The following is a 24,787-nucleotide window of genomic DNA, read 5'->3' as shown; positions in this document are numbered from 1 at the left end:
CGAAGCTCCTAGACGGCCAGCACCTTGACGGCGCACTTCTTGTAGTCGGTCTGCTTGGAAATCGGGTCGGTCGCGTCCAGGGTGACCTTGTTGATCAGCTGGCCGGCATCGAACCACGGCACGAAGATGACGCCGGGCGGCATCCGGTTGCGGCCGCGCGTCTCCACCCGCGACAGCATCTCGCCGCGCCGCGACACCACCTTGACCTCGTCGCCGCGCTTGAGCCCGCGCTCGCGCGCGTCGTCGGGATTCATGAACACCACCGCGGCCGGGAAGCTGCGGTACAACTCCGGCACGCGCATGGTCATCGACCCGGAATGCCAGTGCTCCAGCACGCGGCCGGTGACCAACCACAGGTTGTAATCCTCGTCCGGCGACTCGGCCGGCGGCTCGTACGGCAAGGCCCAGATCACCGCCTTGCCGTCGGGGTTGCCGTAGAACTGGAAGCCGGTGCCGGCCTTGACGTAGGGATCCGCGCCTTCGCGATAGCGCCAGCGGGTTTCCTTGCCGTCGACCACCGGCCAGCGCAGGCCGCGCGCCTTGTGGTAGGCGTCGAACGGCGCCAGGTCGTGGCCGTGGCCGCGGCCAAACGCGGCGTATTCCTCGAACAGGCCCTTCTGCACGTAGAACTCGAAGGCCGCCGATTCGTCGTTGGCGTAGCCCGCTTCGATATCGCTGACCGGAAAGCGATCGACATTGCCGTTGCGGTACAGCACGTCGAACAGGGTCTTGCCCTTGAACTGCGGATTGGCCGCCAGCAACTCGGCCGACCAGCATTCGTCGGTGGTGAAGCGCTTGGCGAACTCCATCAGCTGCCACAGGTCCGAGCGCGCCTGTCCCGGCGCCTTGACCAACTGGTGCCAGAATTGGGTGCGCCGCTCGGCGTTGCCGTACGCACCCTCCTTCTCCACCCACATCGCCGCCGGCAGGATCAGGTCCGCGGCCTGCGCGGTGACGGTGGGATAGGCATCGGACACGACGATGAAGTTGTCCGGGTTGCGGTAGCCGGGCCAGGTTTCCTCGCGCAGGTTGGCCGCCGCCTGCATGTTGTTGTTGACCATTACCCAGTAGGCGTTGAGCTTGCCGTCCTTCAACGCCCGGTTCTGCTCGACCGCGTGATAGCCCGGCTTGGGCTTGATGGTGCCGTGCGGGACCTTCCAGATTTCCTCGGCGTGCCTGCGGTGCTCGGGGTTGGTCACCACCATGTCCGCCGGCAGGCGATGGCTGAAGGTGCCGACCTCGCGCGCGGTGCCGCAGGCCGAGGGCTGGCCGGTCAGCGAGAACGGGCTGTTGCCCGGGGTGGCGATCTTGCCGGTCAGCAGGTGCAGGTTGTAGACCATGTTGTTGGCCCACACGCCGCGGGTGTGCTGGTTGAAGCCCATGGTCCAGAACGAGGTGACCTTGATCTTCGGATCCGCGTACAGCTCGGCGAGTTTCTCCAGCCAGCCACGCTCGACCCCGGTCATCTCCACCGCCTTGTCCAGCGTGTACGGGGCGACGAAACGGGCGAAGGCCTCGAAGTCGATGGGCTCGCCGCCATTGGGATCCTTGGCGTTCTTCGCCTTCATCTCCAGCGGATTGTCCGGGCGCAGGCCATAGCCGATGTCGTCGTTGCCGCGCTTGAAGGTGGTGTGCTTGTTGACGAAGTCCTGGTTGACCTTGCCGGTGCGGATGATGTGGTTGGCGATGTAGTTGAGGATGACCAGATCGGTCTGCGGCTTGAACACGATCGGGATGTCGGCCAGCTCGAAGCTGCGATGCTCGAAGGTCGACATCACCGCCACCTTCACGTGCGGATGCGAGAGCCGTCGATCGGTCACCCGGGTCCACAGGATCGGATGCATCTCGGCCATGTTCGAGCCCCACAGCACGAACGCGTCGGCCGCCTCGATGTCGTCATAGCAGCCCATCGGCTCGTCCATGCCGAAGGTGCGCATGAAGCCCATCACCGCCGAGGCCATGCAATGGCGGGCATTGGGGTCGATGTGGTTGCTGCGGAAGCCGGCCTTCATCAGCTTGTTGGCGGCATAGCCCTCGAAGATGGTCCACTGGCCGGAGCCGAACATGCCGATGGCATCGCTGCCCTTCTCCTTCAGCACCCGCTTGAACTGCGCGGCCATCACGTCGAAGGCCTCGTCCCAGCCGACCTGCTCGAACTCGCCGTCTTTCGCGTAGGCGCCGTTCTTCTTGCGCAGCAGCGGCATGGTCAGGCGATCCGTGCCGTACAGGATCTTGGACAGGAAATAGCCCTTGACGCAGTTGATGCCGCGGTTGACCTCCGCGTGCACGTCGCCGTGGGTGGCCACCACCCGGCCGTTCTTGACCGCCACGTTGACCCCGCAGCCGGTGCCGCAGTAACGGCATGGCGCCTTGTCCCACTTGAGCGTGGTCAGGTCGCCTTCGGTCACCAGGTTGCTGCCGTCGCCCGCCAGCGGCAGGCCGGCCGCCGCCGCCGCGGTGGCGACGGCGCTGTTGCGGATGAATTCCCGGCGTGTGCTCATGGATGGACTCCGGCAAGGTTTGATTCGGGATGCGCCTCCACCTCCGCCTCCAGCGCGTCACGCGGCTCGGCATGGTGGTAGACCAGCAGTACGTTGAGCACGCCGGGCACGGCGCGCAGTTGTTCGATCCGATCCATCACTGCGTAGCGGTCGGCGGATTCGCACAGCACCACGCTGCGGGTCTCCCCGGGGATCGCCAGTTCCAGTTCGGGCGAGGCGGCAATGGCCGCGGCCAGGCCCTCCGTCGCGTCGGTCCGGTGCTGGATCACGAAGCTGGCGATGTGCAGTTCGTCGTCGCCGGGCTGGCTCATGCGGCGGTCTCCACGGATGCGTGCAGGTGGATGGCGGTGGCCGGGCAGACCGACACGCAGGCGCCGCACCCGTTGCAGCCGTCGCTGTCGATATGGGCGGCGCCGCGCCCGGCGGGCGGAATCCGGATGGCCGACTGCGGGCAGATCTCGCGGCAGCTGGCGCAGACCACGCCCTGCGCGCCAAGACAGGCTTCGTCCACGCTCGCGCGATAGGTCCAGGGCGGCTGCACGCCGTCGTCGCGCAGCGCGCCCGGCGCGCAGGCATCGACGCAGGCATGGCAGAAGGTGCATTCACCGCGTTCCGGTTCGAACACGGCCTTGCCCTTGCGCAGCACCAGCACCCGCTCGGGACAGGCGTCCACGCAGGCGACACAGCCGGTGCAGGCATTCGCGAACGCGGTGCCGCGCAATGCCCAGGGGGGACGCAAGGTCGACGGGGAAGTGGCCGGCCGGGCGCGCCCTGGCGACACCGGCGATTCGCCGTCGCTGCGGCCGAACAGCAATGCGCGTCGCGAAATCGGGCGTGCCTGGCTCATCGCTCAACCCGTCGGCGGACCGGCGAACATCTGGTAGATCCAGACCAGGAAACCATAGCCGGCGACGATCAGCACCGCGCTCAACGGAAAGACGACGACGGTGAGCAACAGGAACGCGAGGCGCTCCCGGGCCTTGCTCGCGACGTCCTGGCGGGGTGGATGCTCCATGATGCTCACCTGGCATTGAATGGCTGGGCGAACCGCGGAGCGAGCCTAGCACAAACTTTCCAACATGAACGTGTCGCGGGTCGGCAGGACGTTGCCGCGGACGATGCAGAGCGCTCGGACGTGATCGCGATCTACTGGCGTTCGCGCAATGCGGCCCATTCCTCCGGTGTGTTGCAACCGACCAGGGTGGCATTCCACGCGCCCGCCGCGAGCATCTCGCCCGCGAGCGCATGGTGGATCGCGCGCAACGAACGCTGGTCCGGCGGCAGATCGACGATGCCGGCCAGGATCGCGCGGGTGCGCGCATCCAGGGTGATGCGCATCGGCAACGGGTGGCCTTCGAACATCGCGCAATCCACGGATGCGGCGACCAGCGCGTGCAATGCCGGGGCTTCCAGCAGCGGCATGTCCACCGGTACCACCAGCCAGACGCCGTCCGGCAGCCGCTGCACCAGTTGCGCGAGCGCCGCCGCCGGTCCGGCGTCGCCGATGTCGTCGGGAATGGCGTCTGCCCCCGGACGCACGCCGCTGATCACCACCCGCGTGGCGCCGGCATCGGACAGCAGCGCGCGCATGTGCTCCAGCAGCGGGCGGCCCCGCCATTCGAGCAGCGCCTTGTCACGGCCCATGCGCGAGGAACGTCCGCCGGCGAGCACGATGCCTTGCCAGGCGGGAAGCACGGCGTCATTCATGGCCTGCCATCACGGGTGTCCCTGCCGCCACGCCAGCGGTTCCAGATGCCCGGGCGGATACACGTCGACGACCTGGCCCGGTTCCATCACGGTACTGCCATCGCCGGTTTCGGGCAGTACCAACCATGCCTGCGACGACAGGAACGGCGCGAGCCGGAAGGATTCCTGGCGTGGCAACGGATGCACCGCCAACCGCCCCTCTCCGTCGCTCTCCAGCATCGCGTGCAGGTGCGTGCGCAGGTTGGCGCGCGCATGCACCGGCGCGGCCAGCGGCAGGCGCGTGGGCCGTTCGCGTGGCAGCCCCAGCATCGCGCGCAGCAGCGGTTCCACGAAGAAGCGCAGACCGACCGCGCAGGAAGCCGGATTGCCGGGCAGGCCGACGTGCAGCGGCCCTTCGCGCAGGCGCGCGCACAGCAGCGGCTTGCCGGGTCGGATCGCCACGCCGTGGAAGCGCAGTTCCGCGCCACGCGCGCGCAGGCTGTCGGGGACGAAATCGAAACGTCCCCTGGACACCGCGCCGGTGCTGATCACCAGATCCGGCTGGTGCGCCAATACACGGTCCAGCGCGGCAGCGAACCCGGCGGGATCATCGCCGACCCGTTCGCATGCCACCATCTCGGCGCCGGCCGCATGCAGGCGCAGCCGCAGGAACGGCGTGTTGCTGTCGTGGATCCAGGCGCCCTCGCCCGCCTCGCCGCCCTCGGCCAGTTCGCGGCCGGTGGCGATCAACGCCACCCGTGGTCGCCGCACCAGCGGCACGCGTTCGATGCCGAGCGCGGCCAGCAGCATGATCCGCGCGGGGTCCAGCCGTTCGGACTTCGCCAGCACACGTGCGCCCTCGGCGATGTCCTCGCCGCGTCGGCGCACGTTGGCGCCCGCCCGCACCGGTTCGCGCAGGCGAATGCGCGCAGGCGGCGCGCCCTCGTCGCCGCCGAGCGCATCGACGCGTTCGACCGGCACCACCGAGTCCAGGCCGTCCGGCATCACCGCGCCGGTCATGATTTCCCACGCGCCCTGTCGTGCCGTTCCATCCGGCCGGGCTGCGGCATCGCCGGCGGCCGTCGAGCCAAGTACCGGCCATTCCGTCCCGGCTTCCCCCGTCGCATCGCCCAACGCCAGCGCGAAGCCGTCCATCGCCGCGTTGTCGAAGCGCGGCAAGGGCGCGGGACTGTGGACGTCCGCCGCCAGCACCCGGCCGGCGCCATCGAAGGCCGCCAGCGATTCGGCGTCCAGCGGCGCGGCATCGCGCAGCAACAGGGCCAGGGCTTCCTCGTATCCGATCACGCGTACTCCTTCAGAACATTCCCGCCTCGCGGGCACGCAGGCCGCGCGTGCCCCGATCGTGTCGGTCCCCGGCGACGGTCCGGGATGGCCGGCATCCTCACATAGCTGAAGGTTTCCGGCCAACCCGCGCGGGGTTGATTCAGGTCAAGGCGCCGGTGGCCGGCATTGCCTAGCCTTTGTCCATGCCCGCCCTTTCCGCCCTCTTCGACCCCGAACTGCTCCGGCGTTACGACAAGCCGGGGCCGCGCTACACCTCCTACCCGACCGCGCCGCAGTTCTCGGCCCAGTTCCAGGAGGCGGAACTGCGCGAAGTGGCCGCGATCACCAACGGCGATCCGATCCCGCGCCCGCTCTCGCTGTACCTGCACATCCCGTTCTGCACCAGCCCCTGCTTCTACTGCGGTTGCAACCGCATCATCACCCGCGAGAAGGCGCGCGGCGACGCCTACCTGACCCGTCTGTACCGGGAAATCGCGCTGGTCTCGCCGCTGTTCGATCGCGACCGCGACGTCAACCAGGTGCACTTCGGTGGCGGCACGCCCAACTTCCTGTCGCCGGACCAGATCGCCGAGGTCGTCGACGTACTGCGCCGGCACTTCTCGTTCGCCTCCGGCGCCGGTTTCGACTGCTCGATCGAGCTGGATCCGCGCTTCATCAGCCCGGACGAAGTGGGCCAACTGGCCCGCGCCGGCTTCAACCGCGCCAGCCTGGGCGTGCAGGACTTCGACCCCGACGTGCAGCAGGCGGTCAACCGCGTGCAGGGCGTCGAGGACACCCTGGCGATCATCGACGCCTGCCGTACCCATGGCATGCGCTCGGTGAATGTCGACCTGATCTACGGCCTGCCCCGGCAGACCCTCGCCGGTTTCTCGCGCACGCTCGACATCACCCTGAAGGCGCGCCCGGACCGGCTGGCGATCTACAGCTACGCGCACCTGCCGGCGCTGTTCCGCCCGCAGCAGCGCATCCATGCCGAGGAGCTGCCCTCCCCCGAACAGAAACTCGACCTGCTGCGCTGCGCCATCGACAAGCTGGGCGAAGCCGGCTACGTCTACATCGGCATGGATCACTTCGCCCTGCCCGAGGATGACCTGGCGCGGGCGCAGCAGCGCGGCGACCTGCACCGCAACTTCATGGGCTACTCCACCCACGCCGAAAGCGATTTGATCGGCCTGGGCGTCAGCGCGATCAGCCATGTCGGCGCCAGCTTCAGCCAGAACCCGCGCGACATCGGCAGCTGGGAGCAGATGATCGACAGCGGCCGCCTGCCGGTGTGGCGCGGCATGCGTCTGGACGAGGACGACCTGCTGCGTGCCGATGTCATCCAGCAGCTGATGTGCCACGGCCGCATCGACTTCGACGCGATCGAGCGCCGTCACGTGATCGACTTCCGCGACTACTTCGCCGACGCGCTGGCGCGGCTGGAGCCGCTGCAGGCCGACGGGCTGGTCGAGGTGGGGCCTCGGGAGGTATGCGCGACCTCGCGCGGACGCCTGCTGTTGCGTATCATCGCCATGTGCTTCGACCGATACCTGCCCGCCTCCGCGGAGGCCGCGACCACGCGGTTCTCGCGAACCATCTGACCTCATCCGGGACGTCCGCATGAGCTCGCCGGTCGTTTTCCCGCGTACCGACGCCACCATTCTCTCGGACGACGGCGATTCGCTGACGTTCTGCTCGACCTGCGCGTTCTCCCAGGCCTGCCTGAGCGAGGGCATGGACAAGCGCGCGCTGATGGACCTGCACGTGCTGGTCGAACACGTCGGCCCGCTGCAACCGGGCGAGCACGTGTTCCGCGAGGGGGATTCCTTCAGCGCCATCGCCGCGGTGCGCGCCGGCACGGTCAAGACCTACCAGGTCGATCGCGACGGCCACGAGCAGGTGCTGGGCTTCCATCTGCCCGGCGAGGTGATTGGCCTCAACGCGATCCACGGCGACCGCTATCCCTGCAACGCGATCGCGCTGGATACGGTGATGCTGTGCCGGTTCTCGTTCCCCAAGATCGCCCTGCTCGCCACCCGCCTGCCGAACCTGCAGCAGCATCTGTTCCGGCTGATGAGCCACGACATCGGCGTGGCCTCGCTGTTCGCCCGCGACAACAGCGCCGACGAGCGGATGGCGGCGTTCCTGATCGGACTGTCGCGGCGGCTGGCCGCGCGCGGCTATTCCTCTCGCCGGTTCCAGCTGACCATGTCGCGCACCGACATCGCCAACTACCTGCGCCAGGCGCCGGAAACGGTGAGCCGGGTGCTGCGCCGGTTCGAGCGCGAGGGCCTGGTCCACATCAAGCAGCGCGATGTGGAGGTCCTGGACATGGATCGTCTGCACGAACTCGCCGCCACGGTGCTGCGCGACTGAGGTCGCCCCGGCGCCACGCGCCCGCTTGCACGCGAATGCCATCGGCTTGACGTAGGTCATGGAGGGGATCCAGACGCGGGCGGAACATGCCTGCGGTTCCCACGGAGTCCCGCATCATGAATTCCACACGCAAGCTGTGGGCAGGGTTGGCCGCCCTGCTCATCGCCTCGTTCGCCGTCCTGCTCTGGGTCGGCAGCGAGGTCCATCGACAGGCGCCGCCCCTGCCCGAACAGGTGGTCGACGCCAATGGCCAGGTGCTTTACACCCGCAAGGACATCGAGACCGGCCGCCAGGTCTGGCAGTCGATCGGTGGCCAGCAACTGGGCTCCATCTGGGGCCACGGCGGCTACGTGGCCCCTGACTGGGGCGCGGACTGGCTGCACCGGGAGGCCGAGGCCATCCTCGACATCTGGGCCAAGCGCGAAGCCGGCGCCGCCAGCTACAAGGAACTGGATGCTCCCACCCAGGCCGCGTACGCCACCCGCGTGCAGGCGCTGATGCGTCCCAACACCTACGATGCCGCCACCGGCACGGTGACCGTGGACGCCGACCGCGCCGCCGCCATCCGCACGGTCGCCGCGCACTACGAGCAGCTGTTCGGCAAGGATCCGGCGATGGTGGAACTGCGCGAGGCCTACGCCATGCGCAACGACACCGTGCCCGACGCCGAGCACCGCCGCCAGCTCACCGGGTTCTACTGGTGGGCCGCGTGGTCGTCGGTGACCCAGCGTCCCGGCGCCGAGATCAGCTACACCGCCAACTGGCCGGCCGACGAACTGGTCGGCAACACTCCGCCGCCGAGCGCGTTCCTGTGGACGGTCTTCAGCGTGCTGTTCCTGATCGCCGGCGTCGGCCTGCTCGGCTGGCACTACGCGGTCAACCATGGTGACGAGCTGGCGCCGGTGCTGCCCAAGCGGGATCCGCTGGCCGACATCAAGGTCACCCCGTCGATGCGCGCCACCGCCAAGTACTTCTGGGTGGTCATCGCGCTGTTCCTGGTGCAGATCCTGCTCGGCGCGATCACCGCCCATTACCAGGTCGAAGGCCAGGAAGCCTACGGCTTCGCCCTGTCCGACGTGCTGCCGTATGCGCTGACGCGCACCTGGCACACGCAACTGGCAGTGCTGTGGATCGCCACCGCCTGGCTGGGCATGGGCCTGTACATCGGTCCGGCGATTTCCGGACACGAGCCGAAGTTCCAGCGCCTGGGCGTGAACCTGCTGTGGGTCTGCCTGCTGATCATCGTGGTCGGTGCGTTCGCCGGACAGTGGTTCGCGGTGATGCAGAAGCTCGGCCTGAAGCACAACTTCTGGTTCGGCCACCAGGGCTGGGAATACGTCGACCTCGGCCGCTTCTGGCAGTGGTTCCTGTTCATCGGCCTGACCCTGTGGCTGGTGCTGGTCGGCCGCGCCCTGTGGCCGGCGATGCGCAACGGCGGCGATTCGCGTTCCATCGTCTCCCTGCTGTTCCTGTCCACCGTCGCCATCGGCGTGTTCTACGCCGCCGGCCTGATGTGGGGCGAGCATACGCACCTGTCGATGGTCGAATACTGGCGCTGGTGGGTGGTGCACCTGTGGGTGGAAGGCTTCTTCGAGGTCTTCGCGGTGGCGGTCATCGCCTTCCTGTTCACCCGCCTGGGCATGCTGCAGGTCAAGTCGGCCACGGTGGCGGTGCTGTTCGCGACCATCGTGTTCATGGCCGGCGGCGTGCTGGGCACCCTGCACCACCTGTACTTCACCGGCACCCCGACCGCGGTCATCGCCATCGGCGCGAGCTTCTCGGCGCTGGAAGTGGTGCCGCTGGCCTACGTCGGCTTCGAGGCCTACCACAGCTACAGGATGGGCAAGGCCACGCCGTGGATGCAACGCTACCGCTGGCCGATCCTGTTCTTCATCGCGGTCGCGTTCTGGAACCTGGTGGGCGCCGGCCTGTTCGGCTTCCTGATCAATCCGCCGCTGCCGCTGTACTACATGCAGGGCCTGAACCTGACCCCGACCCACGGCCACACCGCGCTGTTCGGCGTGTACGGCATGCTCGGCATCGGCCTGATGCTGTTCTGCCTGCGTGGCCTCAAGCCGGACGTGCAGTGGAACGAAAAGCTGCTGAAGACCGCGTTCTGGTCGCTCAACATCGGCCTGGCCGGCATGGCCCTGTTCACCCTGCTGCCGCTGGGCATCCTCCAGCTCAACGCCGCGCTGAAGCACGGCTACTGGTACGCGCGCTCGGCCGAGTTCATGCAGCAGCCGATCGTGGACATGCTGGTGTGGATGCGGGTTCCCTCGGACACGCTGTTCAGCGTCGGCGCGGTCGCCCTGGCCTGGTTCGTGTTCCGCCTGTGGGTGGCGCCACGCCGGGAAGCGCTGCCTGCAGCGGTGCCGCAGGAAGGTTGATTCCCGTTCCCGAGGTTCCAACCGCAACGAAAAAGAGCCGCGCAAGCGGCTCTTTTTTTATCGGCGATTCGAAAACTCGCGCGATGTCGCCGGCGCGGGACGTTCCGGTCAGCCGGAACAGCCGCAGCCACCGCAGCCGCAACCGCCGCCTCGCTGCCCCTCCTCCGGCACGTCCTCGACATGTTCGCCGACGGTGGCGAGGATTTCGCGCACCCGCGCCGGCGCCAGCGTGGTCAGGATCGACAGACGACCGTTGGCGGATTCGAACTGGACCTCCGCGTCGGGATCCCATTCGCGCAGGGCATGGGTCATGGCGCGGGTGCGTTGCTGGAGTGGTTCGTCGGTGAGTTCGGGAGCGGACATCGGGTTTCCTTGCTGAGTGTGGGCCGGGGCCATCGCCCCGGTGCCGGGCAAGGTAAGCAGCTCCGGTGGCGCCGGCATTGACCCGCATCAAGTGGTCGTCCGGATGTCGCGACTGACGTCGCTCCCACAGGAAGTGATTCGGCGAGCCTTTGTGGGAGCGACGCAAGTCGCGACCGTCTCTCCAACACATCCGACCTCCATCAACCGCCCGAATCCCTCCCCCGTCATTCCAGCGCAAGCTGGAATCCATCGAGATCCCTGGCTGCCGGGAACGCTGGCCGGAACCCGGATAGGCCCGACGTTCGCCGGAACGACGATGCGGGGAATCGGCAGGACAACGCGGGCGGGACTCCCCCCGGCAGGGATCCGCATCCCGCCTGATCCAGGTCAAGGAAGGCACCGGCGCCGCGGCGCAGACTGCGGCCATGCGACCGATTCCCGTTTCCAACCCGCCCTCGCCCCCCGCCGGCATGTCCGCGCGCCAGTTGCTGCAGGCACCGCACCGGCTGATGTTCTTCATCGGCGCCGGCAACGTGCTGCTGGCGATGCTGTGGTGGACGGCCTGGCTGGCCGCGCAGTACACCGGCGCCTGGCGCATGCCGGACATCGCGGTACCGCCGGGTTGGCTGCATGCCTTCCTGATGCAGTACCTGGTGCTGCCGAGTTTCATCTTCGGCTTCCTGCTGACGGTATTCCCGCGCTGGATGGGCTTGCCGGATCTGCCGCGCTGGCGCTACGCGCCGGTGGGCGCCGGCCTGATGGGCGGACAACTGGCCATCCTGCTGTCCACGCTGGGTTGGGACGCCGGTTTCACGGTCGGCCTGTGGATGGCGCTGGCCGGCTGGCTGGCCGGCGTCGCCACCCTGGGGCGCCTGCTGCTGCGCGACACCGCGCGTTCCTGGCACGCACGTTCCTGTTTCGCCGCGCTGCTGCTCGGCTGCACCGGACTGGTGTGCTTCCTGGTGTTCGTGCTGACCGGCGACGCGTGGTACGCCTTCGCCAGCATCAAGCTCGGCGGCGTGGTGATGCTGCTGCCCATCTATCTGACCGTGGCGCACCGCATGTTTCCGTTCTTCGCCGCCAACGCGGTGCCGGGCTACCAGCCCTGGCGGCCGATGGCCTGGCTGGGCGCGATGTGGGGCTTCCTGCTGCTGCACCTGCTGCTGGAGCTGCGCCACGCCTACGCGTGGCTGTGGCTGCCGGACGCGGCGCTGCTGATCGCCAGCGGCGTGGCGTTGTGGCGCTGGTGGCCGCGCGGACGCATGCCTGGATTGCTGGCGGTGCTGTTCGTCGGCACGGCGTGGCTGCCGATCACCTTCGCGCTGTATACCACGCAGAGCGTCATCTACCTGCTCACGGGTGAATTCGTGCTGGGACGCGCGCCGATGCACGCGATGTTCATCGGCTTCTTCGGCAGCGTGCTGGTGGCGATGGTCACCCGGGTCACCCAGGGTCATTCCGGGCGGCCGTTGAAGATGCCGGCGCCGGCCTGGTTCGCCTTCGCCGCGCTGCAGATCGTGGCGGTGACGCGGGTGGTCGCCGAAATCGCCCCCGACGCCCTGTTCTGGCAGGTCGCCTCGGCGATCGGCTGGCTGCTGGCGCTGCTGCCGTGGGTGACCCGCATCGGCCGCATCTACCTGAGCCCGCGCGCCGACGGGCGGCCGGGCTGACGCCATGATCACCTTCTATCCCGACATCAAGCAGGTCCACATCGCCGCCGCGCTCACCAGCGGCACGCTGTTCGCACTGCGTGGACTGGGGCTGTCGCTGGGCATGCGCTGGCCGCGCGTGGCGCCGCTGCGCTATCTCAGCTACACGATCGACACCGTGCTGCTGACCGCGGCGATGATGCTGCTGACGATCCTGCCCGCCGGGCTGTTCGCCAACGGCTGGCTGGTCGTGAAGGTCGCTCTCATCCTCGCGTACGTGGTGCTGGGCGTTCTCGCCTTTCAGCCGACGCGGGGAAGACTGTCCCGCATCGTGCTGTATGCGGTCGCGTTGCTGTGCTTCCTGCAGGTTTACGGCATCGCGCGCGCGCACCATCCGATGGGCCTGCTGGCCCTGCTGGGGTAACCCCATGAACGAAGCGCTGCTGCCGCCGGATCCGTGCTCGCCCTGTGCCGGCTGGATACGCGAATCCTTCGATGCGGCCGGCGCCACGCTGGCCTGTCCCGAATCGGACGATGCCGCGATGGACGGCGAAACCCCATGTCCCTGATGCGATTGGATCTGCGCGAACTCGCGCCACCGGAACCGATGCAGCGGATCCTCGCCAGCCTCGACACCCTGCCGCGCGGTGGGCGGCTGGTCGCGCTCACGCCGTTCCGCCCGTTGCCGCTGATGTCGCTGCTCGACGCCTGGGGCTACGCCTATCGGGTGCACGACCTGCCCGCCGGCGATGCCTGCATCGCGATCTGCCACGCCGACGATCGCGCTGCGCTGGAACCGCCGCGAATCGCATGAGCGGACTGGCGTTCGCCCAGGCACCACCGCCCGGGCAGCCGCTGCGCTTCCTGCTGGCGTCGCTGGCCTGGGGCGTCCTCGCTGGCGCCTGGTTGCTGTGGAGCGGTGAAACCGCGCTGCTGACGCGCTGGGCGCCGCATACGCTGGTGCTGGTGCACCTGTTCACCCTGGGCGTGCTCGGCAATGCGATGCTCGGCAGCCTGATCCAGTTTCTGCCGGTCGCCGCCGGCAGTCCGTTGCCCCGCCCCGTACTCGCGCCATGGTGGCATGCGGCATTCAATGGCGGATTGCTCCTGCTGGTGCCGGCGCTGATGTTTCCGCACCCGCTGCTCACCGGCGCGGCCTCGCTGCTGCTGGCGCCACCGTTGCTGCTATTCGCAGTCGGCGGCCTGATCGCGGTGGCACGTGGAACCGGTGCGCGCGTGGCGCGCTTCGGTATCGGCGTCGCGCTGGCGTCACTGCTGATCACCGCCTCGCTCGGACTGGCGGGGCTGGCGATTCTCTCGGGCAGGATGGCGCTTCCGCTGGATCGAATCGCCAACCTGCACGCCGCGTTTGGGCTCGCGGGCTGGGCGCTCGCCCTGCTCGGCGCGGTTGCCAGCATCACCCTGCCGATGCTGCAGGGAACGCGGCGCATTCCCGCTGGCTGGCTGCTGATCTGGCTGGGGCTGCTGGTCGCCGGCCTCGGCGCGGCGGGTTGGCGCGCGCTGGCCGATGTGCCCATTCATCCGGCGCGCGTCCTCGCCCTGCCCGCGCTGGTGTTCTGCCTGGCGGTTCCGATCCTGCAATCGCGTGCGCCACATCCGCGCAATCCGGTGCTGCGCCGGTTCTGGCTGGCCGGCTGCACCGCGCTGGCGGCGGCTTGCCTGGCCATCATGGCGCCAGACCTGTCCCCGCGCGCCATGCTGGCGATTGGCGTGCTGGTGATCGCGGTCGGCCTGCCACTGCTGGTGCTGGGCATGCTGCTGGAGATCATCGGCTTCCTGGCCTGGATCGAACTGCGCCGGCGTCACCCGCGCGGCGTGCGCGTGCCGGGGGTGGACCGGCTGCTCGAGGACAGCCACAAGCAGTGGCTGCTGTACGCCCACCTGGCGGCGGGCGGGCTGCTGCTGGCCGCGACCGCGGATCCCGCGCTGGCGCGGCTGGCCGGCACCGCGCTGATGCTCGCGTGGGGCGCCAGCGGAGCGGTGATCCTGCGCTGCTGGCGCGGGGCGCTGCGCTTCCGGCCCGCTTGATCTGGGTCAATGGCAGCCCGGCCGGCGCTGCCTAGGATGTGCCCACCATACCGGTGATCGCCATGCCGCCGTTCGAATCGCCCATCGCGCCGGACCCGTCCGGCCATCGTCCCGTTGCCGTTTCCGCGCCGGCATCCGTCGTGGGGGCGGTTCCATGCTGAGCCGCCTGGCCCTGGGCGGCACGCGCGCGGCGATCGATCGGGTCGACGACGCGATGGTGATCCTGCTGGGCGGACGCCAGCGGCTGGCTGGATTGGCCGGCCGGATCAAGCGCGACGCGGGCCTGGCGCAGACCGACGCACGGCGCGAACACCGGGTCCGGGAGCGCGCGCGCCGGCTCGCGAACCGCGCCGGCATTTCTCCATCCAGCGCCGAGCGACTGATGCGGCTGCTGATCGCCGAAGCCCATCGCCGCCAGTCGCGGGCTTCTTCCTCCCTTTCCGAACCGACCCCTCCCATGGCCCATTCCGGTCCTTCATCGAACCGCTCCGCTTCCGCGCCTTCCGCCTTGCTCCGCTGGCTGCCCCCACCACGTCGCCTGCGGCCCTGGCTGGCACGGATTCCGGAACCGCTGCGCCAACGCGCGGCGTTGCGCCTGATCGCGCCCGCGTTGGCCTCGCCGCAGGTGCGGCGCGTCCTGGAGCCGGTTGCCAGCCGCCGGCTCGGTATAGAAGTCACCGACCTCGATCAGCGCTGGGTGTTCGAACTGCACGCCGACGGCCTGCACATCGCACAGGGCGACGCGGAAGCCACGGTGAGCGGCAGCGCCACCGATCTGCTGCTGCTGGCCAGCCGGCTGGAGGACGCCGATACCCTGTTTTTCCAGCGCCGCCTGATGCTGACCGGCGACACCGAACTCGGGTTGTTCCTGCGTAACCTGCTCGACCGGTTGCCGTGGGAGTCGTTTCCACTCGGTTCGCGCATCCTGCTTCAGCGCAGCGCCCGGCTGGCCCGCGACGCTCGCGCCGTGCATCGCCGCCACCACGGACAAGCCGCATGAACGCGGCCTTCCGTCCGCGCTGGCGTCCGGAACTCGAGGACCGCTACGCGGATCTGACCGCGCGCGTCGGTGATACCGTGCCGTGCCTGGAATGGCCGCTGCACCTGCCCTGGATTGACGCCATCCGTGAACTCAAGCGCGAACGCGGCGCGGTGATCATGGCGCACAGCTACCAGTCGCCGGAGATCTTCCACGGCGTGGCCGATGTCACCGGCGACTCGCTGGCGCTGGCCCAGGCCGCCGCCGACTGCGATGCGGAAATCATCGTGCTGTGCGGCGTCCACTTCATGGCCGAGACCGCCAAGATCCTGGCGCCGACGCGCACCGTGCTGATTCCGGATCCCGACGCCGGCTGTTCGCTGGCGGCCTCCATCACCGCCGACGACGTGCGCGCGTTGCGCGCGCGCCATCCCGGCGCGCCGGTGGTCAGCTACGTCAACACAAGCGCGGCGGTGAAGGCCGAATCCGATGCCTGCTGCACCTCCGCCAACGCGGTGCAGGTGGTCGAGGCGATGGGCGCGGACAAGGTCATCTTCCTGCCCGACGCCTTCCTGGGCCATCACGTCGCCGCCCAGACCGGCGTTGAACTGGTGCTGTGGGACGGCCGCTGCGAAGTGCACGAGCAGTTCACCGCGCAGCAGGCGAGGCATACCCGCGAGACCTTCGACGCGCGCCTGGTCGCGCATCCGGAGTGCCCGCCGGAAGTGCAGCGCGAGGCCGATTTCGTCGGTTCGACCACCGCGATGGGCGCGTGGCTGGAACGCGAGCGTCCGCGCCGGGTCGCCCTGATCACCGAATGCTCGATGGCCGACAACCTGCGCCATCGCTTTCCCGATGTCGAGTTCATCAAGCCCTGCAACCTGTGCCCGCACATGAAGCGGATCACCCTGCCGAACATCCATGCCTGCCTGCGCGAGCTGCGCCACGTGGTGGAAGTGCCGGAACAGGTGGCCGCCGGCGCGCGCGCCGCGCTGGCGCGGATGCTCGCGGTGGGCCGGGGCGAACGCCCGTGAGCGGCGCGCCGCCACTGGTGGTGGTGGGTTGCGGCGTCGCCGGACTCGCGACCGCACTGTCGGCCGCGCCGCGCAGGGTGCTGTTGCTGGGCCGCGCGCCGGCGGGTATCGACTGTTGCACCGCGCTGGCCCAGGGCGGCATCGCCGCGGCGCTGGACAGCGGCGACAGCGCCGACGCCCATGCGCACGACACCCTGGCCGCCGGCGCCGATCACAACGACTACGACGCGGTCCGCTACCTGGTCGACAACGCGGTAATGGCCGTGCGCTGGCTGCAGGCGCAGGGGGTTCCCTTCGACCTGGAAGGCACGCGCTTCCTGCTGGGTCGCGAGGGCGGGCATCGGCGCAACCGCATCGTCCACGCCGGCGGCGATGCCAGCGGTGCCTCGCTGCTGCTGGCGCTGATCCGCGCGGCGCAGAACGCGCCGCACATCGACTGGCGTCCGCCGGCGACGCTGGATGCGCTGCGGGTCGGCGACCATGGCGTCAGCGGACTGCGCATCGTCTGGCCGGGCGAAGGCCGCAGCGAGGACATCGACTGCGCCGATCTGGTGCTCGCCACCGGTGGCTGCGGCGCGCTGTTCGCCGCCAGCACCAATCCCTCCGGCGCCGATGGCAACGGCCTGGCGCTGGCGCTCGCCGCGGGCGCGCAGGCGCGCGATCTGGAATTCGTCCAGTTCCACCCCACCGCGCTGTCGGTCAGGGTCGACGGCGCGCTGCCACTGATTACCGAAGCGCTGCGCGGCGCCGGCGCGCGCCTGTACGACGACGACGGCGCTCCGATCATGCTCGGCCACCATCCGCTGGGCGATCTCGCGCCACGCGACGTGGTGGCCCGGCAGGTATGGCAGGCGCAACAGGCGGGCCAGCGCATCTGGCTGGATGCCACCCATCTGCACGAGACCTGGCTGCTGCAGTTCCCCACCGTATACGCGCTGTGCCGCGCGCACGGCATCGACCCGCGGGTGCAGCGCATCCCGGTCACCCCCGCCGCGCACTTCCACATGGGTGGCATCGCCGTGGATCTGGACGGGCGCAGCGCGGTGGAAGGGTTGTACGCGGTCGGCGAGGCCGCGTGCAACGGCGTGCACGGCGCCAATCGACTGGCCAGCAATTCGCTGCTGGAAGGCGTGGTCTACGGCCGCCGTCTGGGCCAGTCGCTGGCCGGCATCCATCGCCATCTGCCCGCCGAACACGGCCGCTGGGTGATGCGCGGACGCGACGCCGGCCCGTCCGCGTCGCTGGATCTGCGCACACTGACCTGGCGCGCATTGGGACCGGTGCGCGACGGAGCGGTCATGCGCGAGGCGCGTGAGGAACTGGCGCGCGACGCCGGCCTTGCCGGCAGCTGGCAGGGCGAACTGGTCACGCGGATCCTGGACGCGGCGCTGGCGCGGACCCGCAGCCTGGGCGCGCATTACCGGAGCGACGCGCCAGTCGACTGAACCGCGCCGCACCTGTCATTCGAACTCGTGGGATGCGAAAGCGGCGGAATGACTCGCGCCGCTTCGTTCGACATCCGTCTTCAGGCCGGTCCTGGCGCCGCCAGCGACGCGCGTCCCGGCTTGCCGTGCCAGTAGCCATTGCGCGCGCCCAGTCGCGGCGGTGGCAGCGGCGCGCGCAGCATCCGGTGGAAATGATCCACCACCGCCGCCATGTCGTCCTGCGCGGGTGACAGCCGCAGGATGTCCACGCCACAGGCAATCAGCTCGTCGCGCTCGGGCGCCATGTCAACAATCTCCATGCCCTGCACCTGGATGCCGTTGATCACCATGAACGCCTCGCCTTCGCGGGTACCCAGCGGCAGTCCGTCGGGATGCTCGATGCAGCGGAAACCGCAGTCGTCCTTGGGCACGTCGTAGGCGCGAGCGGTGAAGCAGCGCGCCGACCAGGCCAGCGGCAGGCGTCCCCAGGCCATGATTTCCAGTTCCGGCATCGGCGTGCCCTGCTCCACCATCGCCGCGCGCAGTTCTTCCAGCAACCGGCGCCCTTGCTCCACGCCGGGCACCCAGCGCACCAGCCCGTCCTCGATCAGCAGGCCCAGGGCGACGTGGTTGTAGACATTCAGCGTGGGCCCGGCCACGAACGGCAGGCCGCGCTCGCGGCAGACCTGCACGGCCGACAGATCGTTGGCTTCCAGCAGGAACGCGCCGTTCTCCGCCAGTCGCACCACCGTCGACAGTTCGGACTCGGCTTCGATCAACGCCAGCGACGACAGCACGATCTGCTTGCCGCTGCCGGCCAGTTCCTCCGCCAGCGCCAGCCAGTCGCGGGTGCGCAGTTCACGGCGCTTGCTGCACACGGTCTCGCCGAGATAGAGGATGTCCAGTGGCCACTGCGCGGCCTCGCGATAGAAGGCCAGCACGCGCTCGCGCGGCCAGAAATACTGCAAGGGTCCAAGACTGAGTTTCATCGTCAATGCCAGGCGCGGTGATAGGGGCCGAGGGTGGTCTGCTGGCCCTCGGCGTGGGCGGAAAGATCGGCCTGCCAGTCCTCGCGCAGGCGCCAGCTGGCCGGGGCGCGCGCCTGCGCGTCGATGGCTTCGCGCCAGACCCGGGTCACGGTGCGCACGTACGCCGCGCCGCGCTGCCGGCCCTCGATCTTCAGCGCCGCCACGCCGGCCTCGGCCAGGCGCGGCAGCAATTCCAGGGTGTTGAGGCTGGTGGGTTCCTCCAGTGCATGGAAGATCTCGCCGCCGACGGCGTAGCGCCCCTTGCACACGGTGGGATAGCCGGCCGGCTCGGTCGCGCCGAAACGGTCGATGAGCATGCCGTTCAGGCGCACGCTGCGGCCCTGGTCCGGATGTTCCTCCCAGCGCACGAAGCTGGCGGGCGAGCACACGCCGTGGCGATTCGGCGACACCCCGGTGACGTAGCTGGACAGCTGGCAGCGTCCCTCCACCATGATGCACAGGCTGCCGAACGCGAACACCTCCAGCGGCACCGGCGAGGACTGGCACAGTCGCTCGACCTGCTGCACCGAGAGCACGCGCGGCAATACCGCGCGGGCGATGCCGAAACGCTCGTGCGCATAGCGCAACGCCGCTGCGGTGGTCGCCGAGCCCTGCACCGACAGATGCCTCGCCAGCCCGGGGTGTTGCCGCGACGCGTAGTGCAGCACCGCCATCTCGGCGGCGATGATGGCGTCGGCGCCGAACGCGGCCGCCTGATCCACCGCGTGCCGCCATTGCGGCAGCCGCGCGCTGTCCGGGTACGTGTTCAGCGCCAGGTACACCTGGCGTCCGCGTGCATGCGCATAGGCGATGCCTTCCCGCATTTCGGCGTCGTCGAAGTTCAGGCCGGGAAACGCGCGCGCGTTGGTCTGGTCGCGGAAGCCCGCGTAGACCGCATCGGCGCCGGCGTCGATGGCGGCCTTCAGCGCCGGCAGGTTGCCGGCGGGACATACCAGTTGCATCAGGGGGTTCTCCAGTCGGCGGAATGCACGGGGCGCGGCGCCCAGGCGGCGACCGCTTCAATGCCGGCTTCGGCCGGGTTCGCGTCGAGACCGCCGGCCTCGGCGGCGGCGGTCCGGCATACCTGCCGCCACAATGCATCCACGCGTTGCTCGACCTGCGGATCCAGGGTGATCGGGCGTCCCCATTCGCGCGCGCTCTCGCCGGCCCATTTACGGGTCGCGTCCAGGCCGAGCTTGGAGCCCACGCCCGAGACCGGGGTGGCGAAATCCAGGTAGTCGATCGGCGTGTTCTCCACCAGCATGCTGTCCCGTGCCGGATCCACCCGGGTGGACACCGCCCAGATCACCTGTGCCCAATCGCGCACGTCGATGTCCTCGTCGGTGACGATGACGAACTTGGTGTAGGTGAACTGGCGAAGATAGGACCAGATGCCCATCATCACCCGCCGTGCGTGCCCGGCGTACTGCTTGCGGATGCTGACCACCGCGACCCGGTACGAGCACGCTTCCGGCGGAAGGTAGAAGTCCACGATCTCCGGAAACACCTTGCGCAGGATCGGCACGAAGATGTCATTCAGCGCCATCGACAGCACCGAGGGTTCGTCGAACGGCGCCCGACCCATGTAACTGCCGTGGTAGATGGCGCGACGACGCAGGCGCATGCGCTCGATGGTGAATACCGGGAAGTGCGCCTGCGCATTGTAGTAGCCGGTGTGATCTCCGAACGGGCCTTCCAGCGCGGTGTCGCCGGGATGGATGAAACCCTCCAGCAGGATTTCCGCGCCCGCCGGCGCATCCAGACCGGTCAAGGCGCTGCGCCAGACCCGCGTGCGCGCGGCCCGCAGCAGGCCGGCGAATTCGTATTCCGACAGCGTGTCCGGCACCGGCGCCACCGCCGCCAGCAGCGTGGCCGGATCGGCGCCGATCGCGACCAGCACCGGAAAGGGTTTCTCCGGATGCGCGGCCTGCCAGCTGGCGTAATCGAGCGCGCCGCCGCGATGTGGCAGCCAGCGCATGATCACCCGGTTGCGGCCGATCACCTGTTGCCGGTAAATCGCCACGTTCTGCCGCTGCTGGTGGATGCCACGGGTGATCACCAGGCCGAAAGTGATCAGGCGATCGACGTCTTCCGGCCAGCAACGCTGGATCGGCAGGCGTCCCAGATCGACATCCTCGCCTTCCAGCACCTCTTCGTTGAAGGCCGCGTCGTCAACCACGCGCGGCGCCACGTAGGCCAGTTGCGCCAATCCCGGCCAATCGGACAGCGCGCTGCGCAGATTGCCGGGCCAGCGCGGTTCTTTGATGCTGGCCAGCAGTTCGCCCAGTTCGCGCAGCGAGGCCAGCGGCCTGCCGGCCAGCGCCAGTTCGATGCGGCGGCGATGGCCGAACAGATTGCCCAGCAACGCATGGTGCGAGCCGGCGTTGTGCATCAGCAGCGCCGGCCCGGATTCGCGCAGGGCCCGCAGGCTCAACGCGGTGCTTTCCAGCTCCGGACTGACCGGCGCGTCGATGTCCAGCAACTGTCCGTGCCCGGAAAGATGTTCCAGGAATTCGCGCAGATCGTGGAAGGCCATGCCGCGTCCTGTGGCGGGAAGGGAGGCGGCATTGTCCTCACGCCCCGCCACGGGACACATTGATCCACGTCAAGCCGGAACGGCTCAGTACGTGTACTGCACCTGCACCCAGAACTTGTCGGTATCCACCGTGCGGGCGGTGTCACTGCTGCGGTAACTCGCCAGCTTGAGCAGGCCTTCCAGTCCCTTCACCCCGGGAATCGCGTGGCGCCAGGACAGATCCAGCTCGCGGCCGAAACGGTCGCCGCCGCGATCGCTGCGGAAGTCGTGATACCAGGTTTGCCATTCGCCACCGCCCAGCGGCAGGCTGAAGCCGGCGTAGGCATCGCGCAGCCCGTCGGCCGGCGTGGTCAGGAACTGATCGGCCCAACCCTGGAACGCGTGCTTGGTCGCCAGCGGTGTCTGGAACGCGCGGTTGCCCGTGCCGCCGCCTGCGCCCAGCACTTCGTAGCCGGCCTTCCACTGGATGTCCTGCCAGCGGTAGCCGGCTTCGGCCAGCCAGTAGCGACTGTCCAGCCGCCACGGGTTTCCCGCCAGCTCGCGCTGCCGCGCGTGTTCCAGCACGTAGGAGAACCCGCCAGCCTTGCCCTGCACGCGCAGGCCGCTGGTGCGGCTGGACAGCGTGCCCGGCGGCGCACCGGGTGCCACCGCGAGGTTGTCCAGGCCCAGCCGGTAGTGGTAGCCGATGGCGCTCAGGTTCGACGAGAACGCGTACTGCGCCTGCAGCAGGTGGCTGTGGCCCTCGATGTCGGCCGGCGCGGTGCGGCTGACCGGACGGGTGTCGTCCGGGCCGAACACGCTGTTGATGTTGTCCAGATAGGCGTAGGTCAGTTTCCAGCCGGCGCCCGGCGCCAGTTCGATCATCGCGCCGTCGTAGGTCTGCTCGTTCTGCCGCCAGCCCACGCCGCCGACGAAGCGCTGGTTGCCCAGGTTGATGCGCTGGCGGCCGACCTGCGCGCTGCCCCAGTCCGCCGCGTAGCGGATCAGCGCCTGGTTGACCTCGGTGCCTTCCGGATCGCCGACCGTGGCGTAACCGGCGCGGCCGTTGCGGGTGTCGTTGAAATGTTCCGCGCCCAGATGGCGGACATCGTCGATTTCCACCAGCCCGGACAGGCCGTGCCAGCGCGGTGTGCGATAGCCGATGCGAGTGCGCAGGCTATGCGCCTTGGCGGTGTCGAGCGCATTGTCCTGATCGACCTGTTCGAAGCGGTAGCGGGCGTCCAGGATCAGCTTGCCGCCGGTGTCGACCGGCGAGGCGGCGATGGCCGGGAGTGCGAGGACCAGGCAAGGCAGGCCCGGCAATACGCGGATGAGGTGTTTCATGTGTGTATTCCCCTTTCTCTTTTTTGTGCTTGGATGGCGCGTGTCGATGCGCGCTCAGTAGCTGTAGTTGAGCTTCAGCCAGGCGGTGCGGCCGGGCTCGTTGATCCGCACCGGATCGGCCGGATAGCCGAACGCGCTGTTGCCGCCGAGGTTGAGGTGTTCGCTGTAGGCGCGGTCGAACAGGTTGTCGATGCCGGCGGTGAGTTGCAGCCGGTCGCTGAAGCGGTAGCCCCCGTTCACCGAGAACACCGCGAAGCCCGCGCTCGGGCCAAGATCGCGCCCGACCACGTTGCCCTGCCCCGTGCTCACCCGATCCTGGTCGTCGACGACGCGCAGCAGCGTGCCCCACGACCAGCGCCGGTATTCGCGACTGGCCGACAGGCGCAGCTCCAGCGGCGTCATCTGCGGCAGCGGCTTGCCACTGGCGCGGTCCTCGCCCCAGGCATAGGCCAGCGCGCCGCCGAGCTTCCAGCCATCGGCCGGCCGCCATTCCACGCCCGCCTCGCCGCCGCGGATATCGGCATCGATGTTGCGCGCGCGGGTGGTCGCGCCCATGCCCATCATTCCGGGCAGGTAGTCGAACAGGATGTAGTCCTGCATGCGACCGGCATAGACCGACACCCATGCCTCGACGCGTTCGCCACGATATTGCAGGCCCATGTCCAGCTGGGTGGTGCGCTCGGGCTGGATGCCGGCGAAGGCGTTGACCGCGCCGGCCGGCCCGCGCTTGGGCGAGAACAATTCCCAGTAGTCGGGCATGCGCTGGGTGTGGCCCAGGCCCACATAGGCGCCAAGCCGTCCGGACATGTCGTATTCGTAGCGGACGAACGCACTGGGCAGGGTTTCGTTGCGTTCCTGCCCAGCGGTCGGATTGGGCATCGGCATCATCCCGCCGGTGCTGCGGCGCAGATCCCGCACCTGCGCGCGGTCCAGGCGCAACCCGCTCATCAGGTGGTGCTTGTCGGTGATGTGCCAGTGCGATTCGGCGAACGCGCCGAAACTGCGGAAGCGTGCATCCACCGTCCACGGCTGCGACTGGTAGGTGCCGCGCCCCATGCCGCTGCGCTGGCGGTGGCGGCTGTCGCGCAGATCCACGCCGGCGGTGATTTCCCATTCGCCCTGTTGCCAGGTCGCGGCCGCGCGCCCGCCCCAGGTCCGGTGGCCCACGTTGCTGGCCATCGGCATCGGCATGCTGCTGGATGGATCCGGCCGCCGCAGCGTGTAGTTGTCCATCACGTGGTCGACATCGTTGAGATACAGGTTGGCCTTGAAGGCATCCAGCACGCCGTCGATGTCGCTCTTCTCGAAACGCAGGCCGAGGCTGTCGCGGCGGAAGCGCGAACCGTCCATGCCGCGGCCGGCGTAGCGCGCCTGCGCGTCGCCGGTGCCGGCACTCAGCTCCAGCACGGTGTTCGGGTCCGGCGTCCAGCCCAGCGCGGCGTCCGCGTTCCACTTGCGCCATGCCGACGGTACTTCGGCGCCGTTGCCGTCCTGGTAGTCGTCCGCTTCCGAACGGTTGCCGCCCAGCCGCACGTACCCGGTGGGGTTGCCGAGCGTGGCGTCCACCACCTGGTCGTTGCGGTTGCGGCTGCCGGCCAGCGCGCTGGCGTTGACGCGCACGCCAGGGCGATCGAAGTACGGAATCTCGCGCTCGAAGCGCACCGTGCCGGCCGACGCGCCACCGCCCCACAGCACCGTCTGCGGTCCCTTGATGACCACCAGGCGATCGTAGGTTTCCGGCGCGATGTAGGACATCGCGTTGTCCATGCGCGAGGGACAAGCGCCGCTCAGCGCGCCGTCGTTGGTCATCAGGTTCAGGCGTGAACCGAACATGCCGCGCAGCACCGGATCACCGTTGGTGCCACCGCTGCGCAACAGGGCGAAGCCGGGAATCGTCTTCAGATAGTCGGCGCCGTCGCTGGCCGGCACCGGCTGGCGCGGCAGTTTGGGATCGGTGACGAAGGTGGTCGCCATCGCAGGCGCCACGCCGACCACCACCACGCCATTGAGTTCGGTGGGCGAAGCGGGTCCCGTGTCATGCACATGCTGCCCGGCATCGTTGGGGGGTGCCTCACCGGCGATCACGGCCGAAGCCGGCAGCAGCGCGAGGGACAGGGCGACGGCAAGACAATCTCTACGCATGACATGACACTCCGTTTAGG

Annotated in this window: 22 protein-coding genes and 1 pseudogene; 11 read left to right on the top strand and 12 right to left on the bottom strand. The window is 69.0% G+C overall.

From position 1 onward, the window contains the following. Positions 1 to 8 precede the first annotated feature (8 nt). The 6 genes from napA to glp all read right to left on the bottom strand — a co-directional run bounded on the left by napA (position 9) and on the right by glp (position 5,492). On the bottom strand, positions 9 to 2,501 hold the full coding sequence (napA, locus tag FG323_RS02150) for a periplasmic nitrate reductase subunit alpha (protein ID WP_141452784.1): 2,493 nt from the start codon (positions 2,499 to 2,501) through the stop codon (positions 9 to 11). Further along, positions 2,498 to 2,812, bottom strand: a complete 315-nt coding sequence (locus FG323_RS02145) for a chaperone NapD (RefSeq protein ID WP_141452783.1) — start codon at positions 2,810 to 2,812, stop codon at positions 2,498 to 2,500. The genes napA and FG323_RS02145 overlap by 4 nt, the downstream gene beginning before the upstream one ends. After that, on the bottom strand, positions 2,809 to 3,348 hold the full coding sequence (locus tag FG323_RS02140) for a ferredoxin-type protein NapF (protein WP_141452782.1): 540 nt from the start codon (positions 3,346 to 3,348) through the stop codon (positions 2,809 to 2,811). The genes FG323_RS02145 and FG323_RS02140 overlap by 4 nt, the downstream gene beginning before the upstream one ends. A gap of 3 nt (positions 3,349 to 3,351) precedes the next feature. Then, the gene (gene napE / locus FG323_RS02135) at positions 3,352 to 3,516 is read right to left on the bottom strand and encodes a periplasmic nitrate reductase, NapE protein (RefSeq protein WP_141452781.1); all 165 of its coding nucleotides are present in this window, start codon (positions 3,514 to 3,516) and stop codon (positions 3,352 to 3,354) included. A 131-nt stretch (positions 3,517 to 3,647) separates the two neighbouring features. Beyond that, positions 3,648 to 4,208, bottom strand: a complete 561-nt coding sequence (locus FG323_RS02130) for a molybdenum cofactor guanylyltransferase (RefSeq protein ID WP_141452780.1) — start codon at positions 4,206 to 4,208, stop codon at positions 3,648 to 3,650. 9 nt (positions 4,209 to 4,217) lie between these two features. Continuing rightward, complete coding sequence (glp, locus tag FG323_RS02125) at positions 4,218 to 5,492, bottom strand: gephyrin-like molybdotransferase Glp (protein WP_181444055.1); 1,275 nt, start codon at positions 5,490 to 5,492, stop codon at positions 4,218 to 4,220. Positions 5,493 to 5,674: 182 nt separating this feature from the next. Between glp and hemN the strand changes: the two genes are divergently transcribed. The 3 genes from hemN to FG323_RS02110 all read left to right on the top strand — a co-directional run bounded on the left by hemN (position 5,675) and on the right by FG323_RS02110 (position 10,240). Then, on the top strand, positions 5,675 to 7,075 hold the full coding sequence (hemN, locus tag FG323_RS02120) for an oxygen-independent coproporphyrinogen III oxidase (protein ID WP_141452778.1): 1,401 nt from the start codon (positions 5,675 to 5,677) through the stop codon (positions 7,073 to 7,075). Between the two features lie 19 nt (positions 7,076 to 7,094). Then, entirely contained in the window at positions 7,095 to 7,850 is a 756-nt protein-coding gene (locus tag FG323_RS02115; RefSeq protein WP_141452777.1) for a helix-turn-helix domain-containing protein, read from the top strand. 116 nt (positions 7,851 to 7,966) lie between these two features. Then, entirely contained in the window at positions 7,967 to 10,240 is a 2,274-nt protein-coding gene (locus FG323_RS02110) for a nitric-oxide reductase large subunit (protein WP_141452776.1), read from the top strand. A gap of 108 nt (positions 10,241 to 10,348) precedes the next feature. On the opposite strand, the gene FG323_RS02105 is transcribed toward FG323_RS02110, so the two are convergent. Next, positions 10,349 to 10,603 (bottom strand): hypothetical protein, encoded by a 255-nt coding sequence (locus FG323_RS02105; protein WP_141452775.1) that lies wholly within the window; start codon positions 10,601 to 10,603, stop codon positions 10,349 to 10,351. A gap of 425 nt (positions 10,604 to 11,028) precedes the next feature. Here FG323_RS02105 and FG323_RS02100 point away from each other — a divergent pair, with 425 nt between their 5' ends. The 8 genes from FG323_RS02100 (at position 11,029) to FG323_RS02070 (ending at position 17,759) form a co-directional block, all read left to right on the top strand. Beyond that, positions 11,029 to 12,273, top strand: a complete 1,245-nt coding sequence (locus FG323_RS02100; protein ID WP_141452774.1) for an NnrS family protein — start codon at positions 11,029 to 11,031, stop codon at positions 12,271 to 12,273. Between the two features lie 4 nt (positions 12,274 to 12,277). Further along, complete coding sequence (locus FG323_RS02095; RefSeq protein ID WP_141452773.1) at positions 12,278 to 12,676, top strand: SirB2 family protein; 399 nt, start codon at positions 12,278 to 12,280, stop codon at positions 12,674 to 12,676. Positions 12,677 to 12,680: 4 nt separating this feature from the next. Beyond that, positions 12,681 to 12,821, top strand: coding sequence for a hypothetical protein (locus FG323_RS19600; protein ID WP_181444054.1), 141 nt, complete (start codon positions 12,681 to 12,683; stop codon positions 12,819 to 12,821). Next, positions 12,812 to 13,066 carry a DUF2249 domain-containing protein gene (locus FG323_RS02090; protein ID WP_141452772.1) on the top strand — a complete coding sequence of 85 codons (255 nt, stop codon included), beginning with the start codon at positions 12,812 to 12,814 and terminating at the stop codon, positions 13,064 to 13,066. Before FG323_RS19600 ends, FG323_RS02090 begins: the two co-directional genes overlap by 10 nt. After that, positions 13,063 to 14,301: a hypothetical protein gene (locus FG323_RS02085; RefSeq protein WP_141452771.1), complete on the top strand. Its 1,239-nt coding sequence runs from the start codon at positions 13,063 to 13,065 to the stop codon at positions 14,299 to 14,301. The genes FG323_RS02090 and FG323_RS02085 overlap by 4 nt, the downstream gene beginning before the upstream one ends. A gap of 154 nt (positions 14,302 to 14,455) precedes the next feature. Further along, the gene (locus FG323_RS02080; protein WP_141452770.1) at positions 14,456 to 15,301 is read left to right on the top strand and encodes an SCP2 sterol-binding domain-containing protein; all 846 of its coding nucleotides are present in this window, start codon (positions 14,456 to 14,458) and stop codon (positions 15,299 to 15,301) included. Continuing rightward, positions 15,298 to 16,314 carry a quinolinate synthase NadA gene (gene nadA / locus FG323_RS02075; protein WP_141452769.1) on the top strand — a complete coding sequence of 339 codons (1,017 nt, stop codon included), beginning with the start codon at positions 15,298 to 15,300 and terminating at the stop codon, positions 16,312 to 16,314. The genes FG323_RS02080 and nadA overlap by 4 nt, the downstream gene beginning before the upstream one ends. Continuing rightward, positions 16,311 to 17,759 carry an FAD-binding protein gene (locus FG323_RS02070; protein ID WP_141452768.1) on the top strand — a complete coding sequence of 483 codons (1,449 nt, stop codon included), beginning with the start codon at positions 16,311 to 16,313 and terminating at the stop codon, positions 17,757 to 17,759. Before nadA ends, FG323_RS02070 begins: the two co-directional genes overlap by 4 nt. An 80-nt stretch (positions 17,760 to 17,839) precedes the next feature. Here the strand turns inward: FG323_RS02070 and FG323_RS02065 are convergent, their stop codons facing one another. The 5 genes and pseudogenes from FG323_RS02065 to FG323_RS02045 all read right to left on the bottom strand — a co-directional run bounded on the left by FG323_RS02065 (position 17,840) and on the right by FG323_RS02045 (position 24,767). Then, a complete protein-coding gene (locus tag FG323_RS02065) occupies positions 17,840 to 18,727 on the bottom strand; it encodes a U32 family peptidase (RefSeq protein WP_141452767.1) in 888 nt (295 codons plus the stop codon). A 2-nt stretch (positions 18,728 to 18,729) separates the two neighbouring features. Next, positions 18,730 to 19,728 carry a peptidase U32 family protein gene (locus FG323_RS02060; protein ID WP_141452766.1) on the bottom strand — a complete coding sequence of 333 codons (999 nt, stop codon included), beginning with the start codon at positions 19,726 to 19,728 and terminating at the stop codon, positions 18,730 to 18,732. A gap of 119 nt (positions 19,729 to 19,847) precedes the next feature. Then, positions 19,848 to 21,302: pseudogene (locus tag FG323_RS02055) on the bottom strand (UbiD family decarboxylase); the annotation flags it as partial. 84 nt (positions 21,303 to 21,386) lie between these two features. Continuing rightward, positions 21,387 to 22,625: an alginate export family protein gene (locus tag FG323_RS02050; protein WP_141452764.1), complete on the bottom strand. Its 1,239-nt coding sequence runs from the start codon at positions 22,623 to 22,625 to the stop codon at positions 21,387 to 21,389. Positions 22,626 to 22,679: 54 nt separating this feature from the next. Then, a complete protein-coding gene (locus FG323_RS02045; protein WP_141452763.1) occupies positions 22,680 to 24,767 on the bottom strand; it encodes a TonB-dependent copper receptor in 2,088 nt (695 codons plus the stop codon). Positions 24,768 to 24,787: the final 20 nt, after the last annotated feature.

This window comes from Pseudoxanthomonas sp. z9, from assembly GCF_006542425.1.
Taxonomy (GTDB): Bacteria; Pseudomonadota; Gammaproteobacteria; order Xanthomonadales; family Xanthomonadaceae; genus Pseudoxanthomonas_A.
This window is presented reverse-complemented; position numbering and strand designations above follow the sequence as displayed.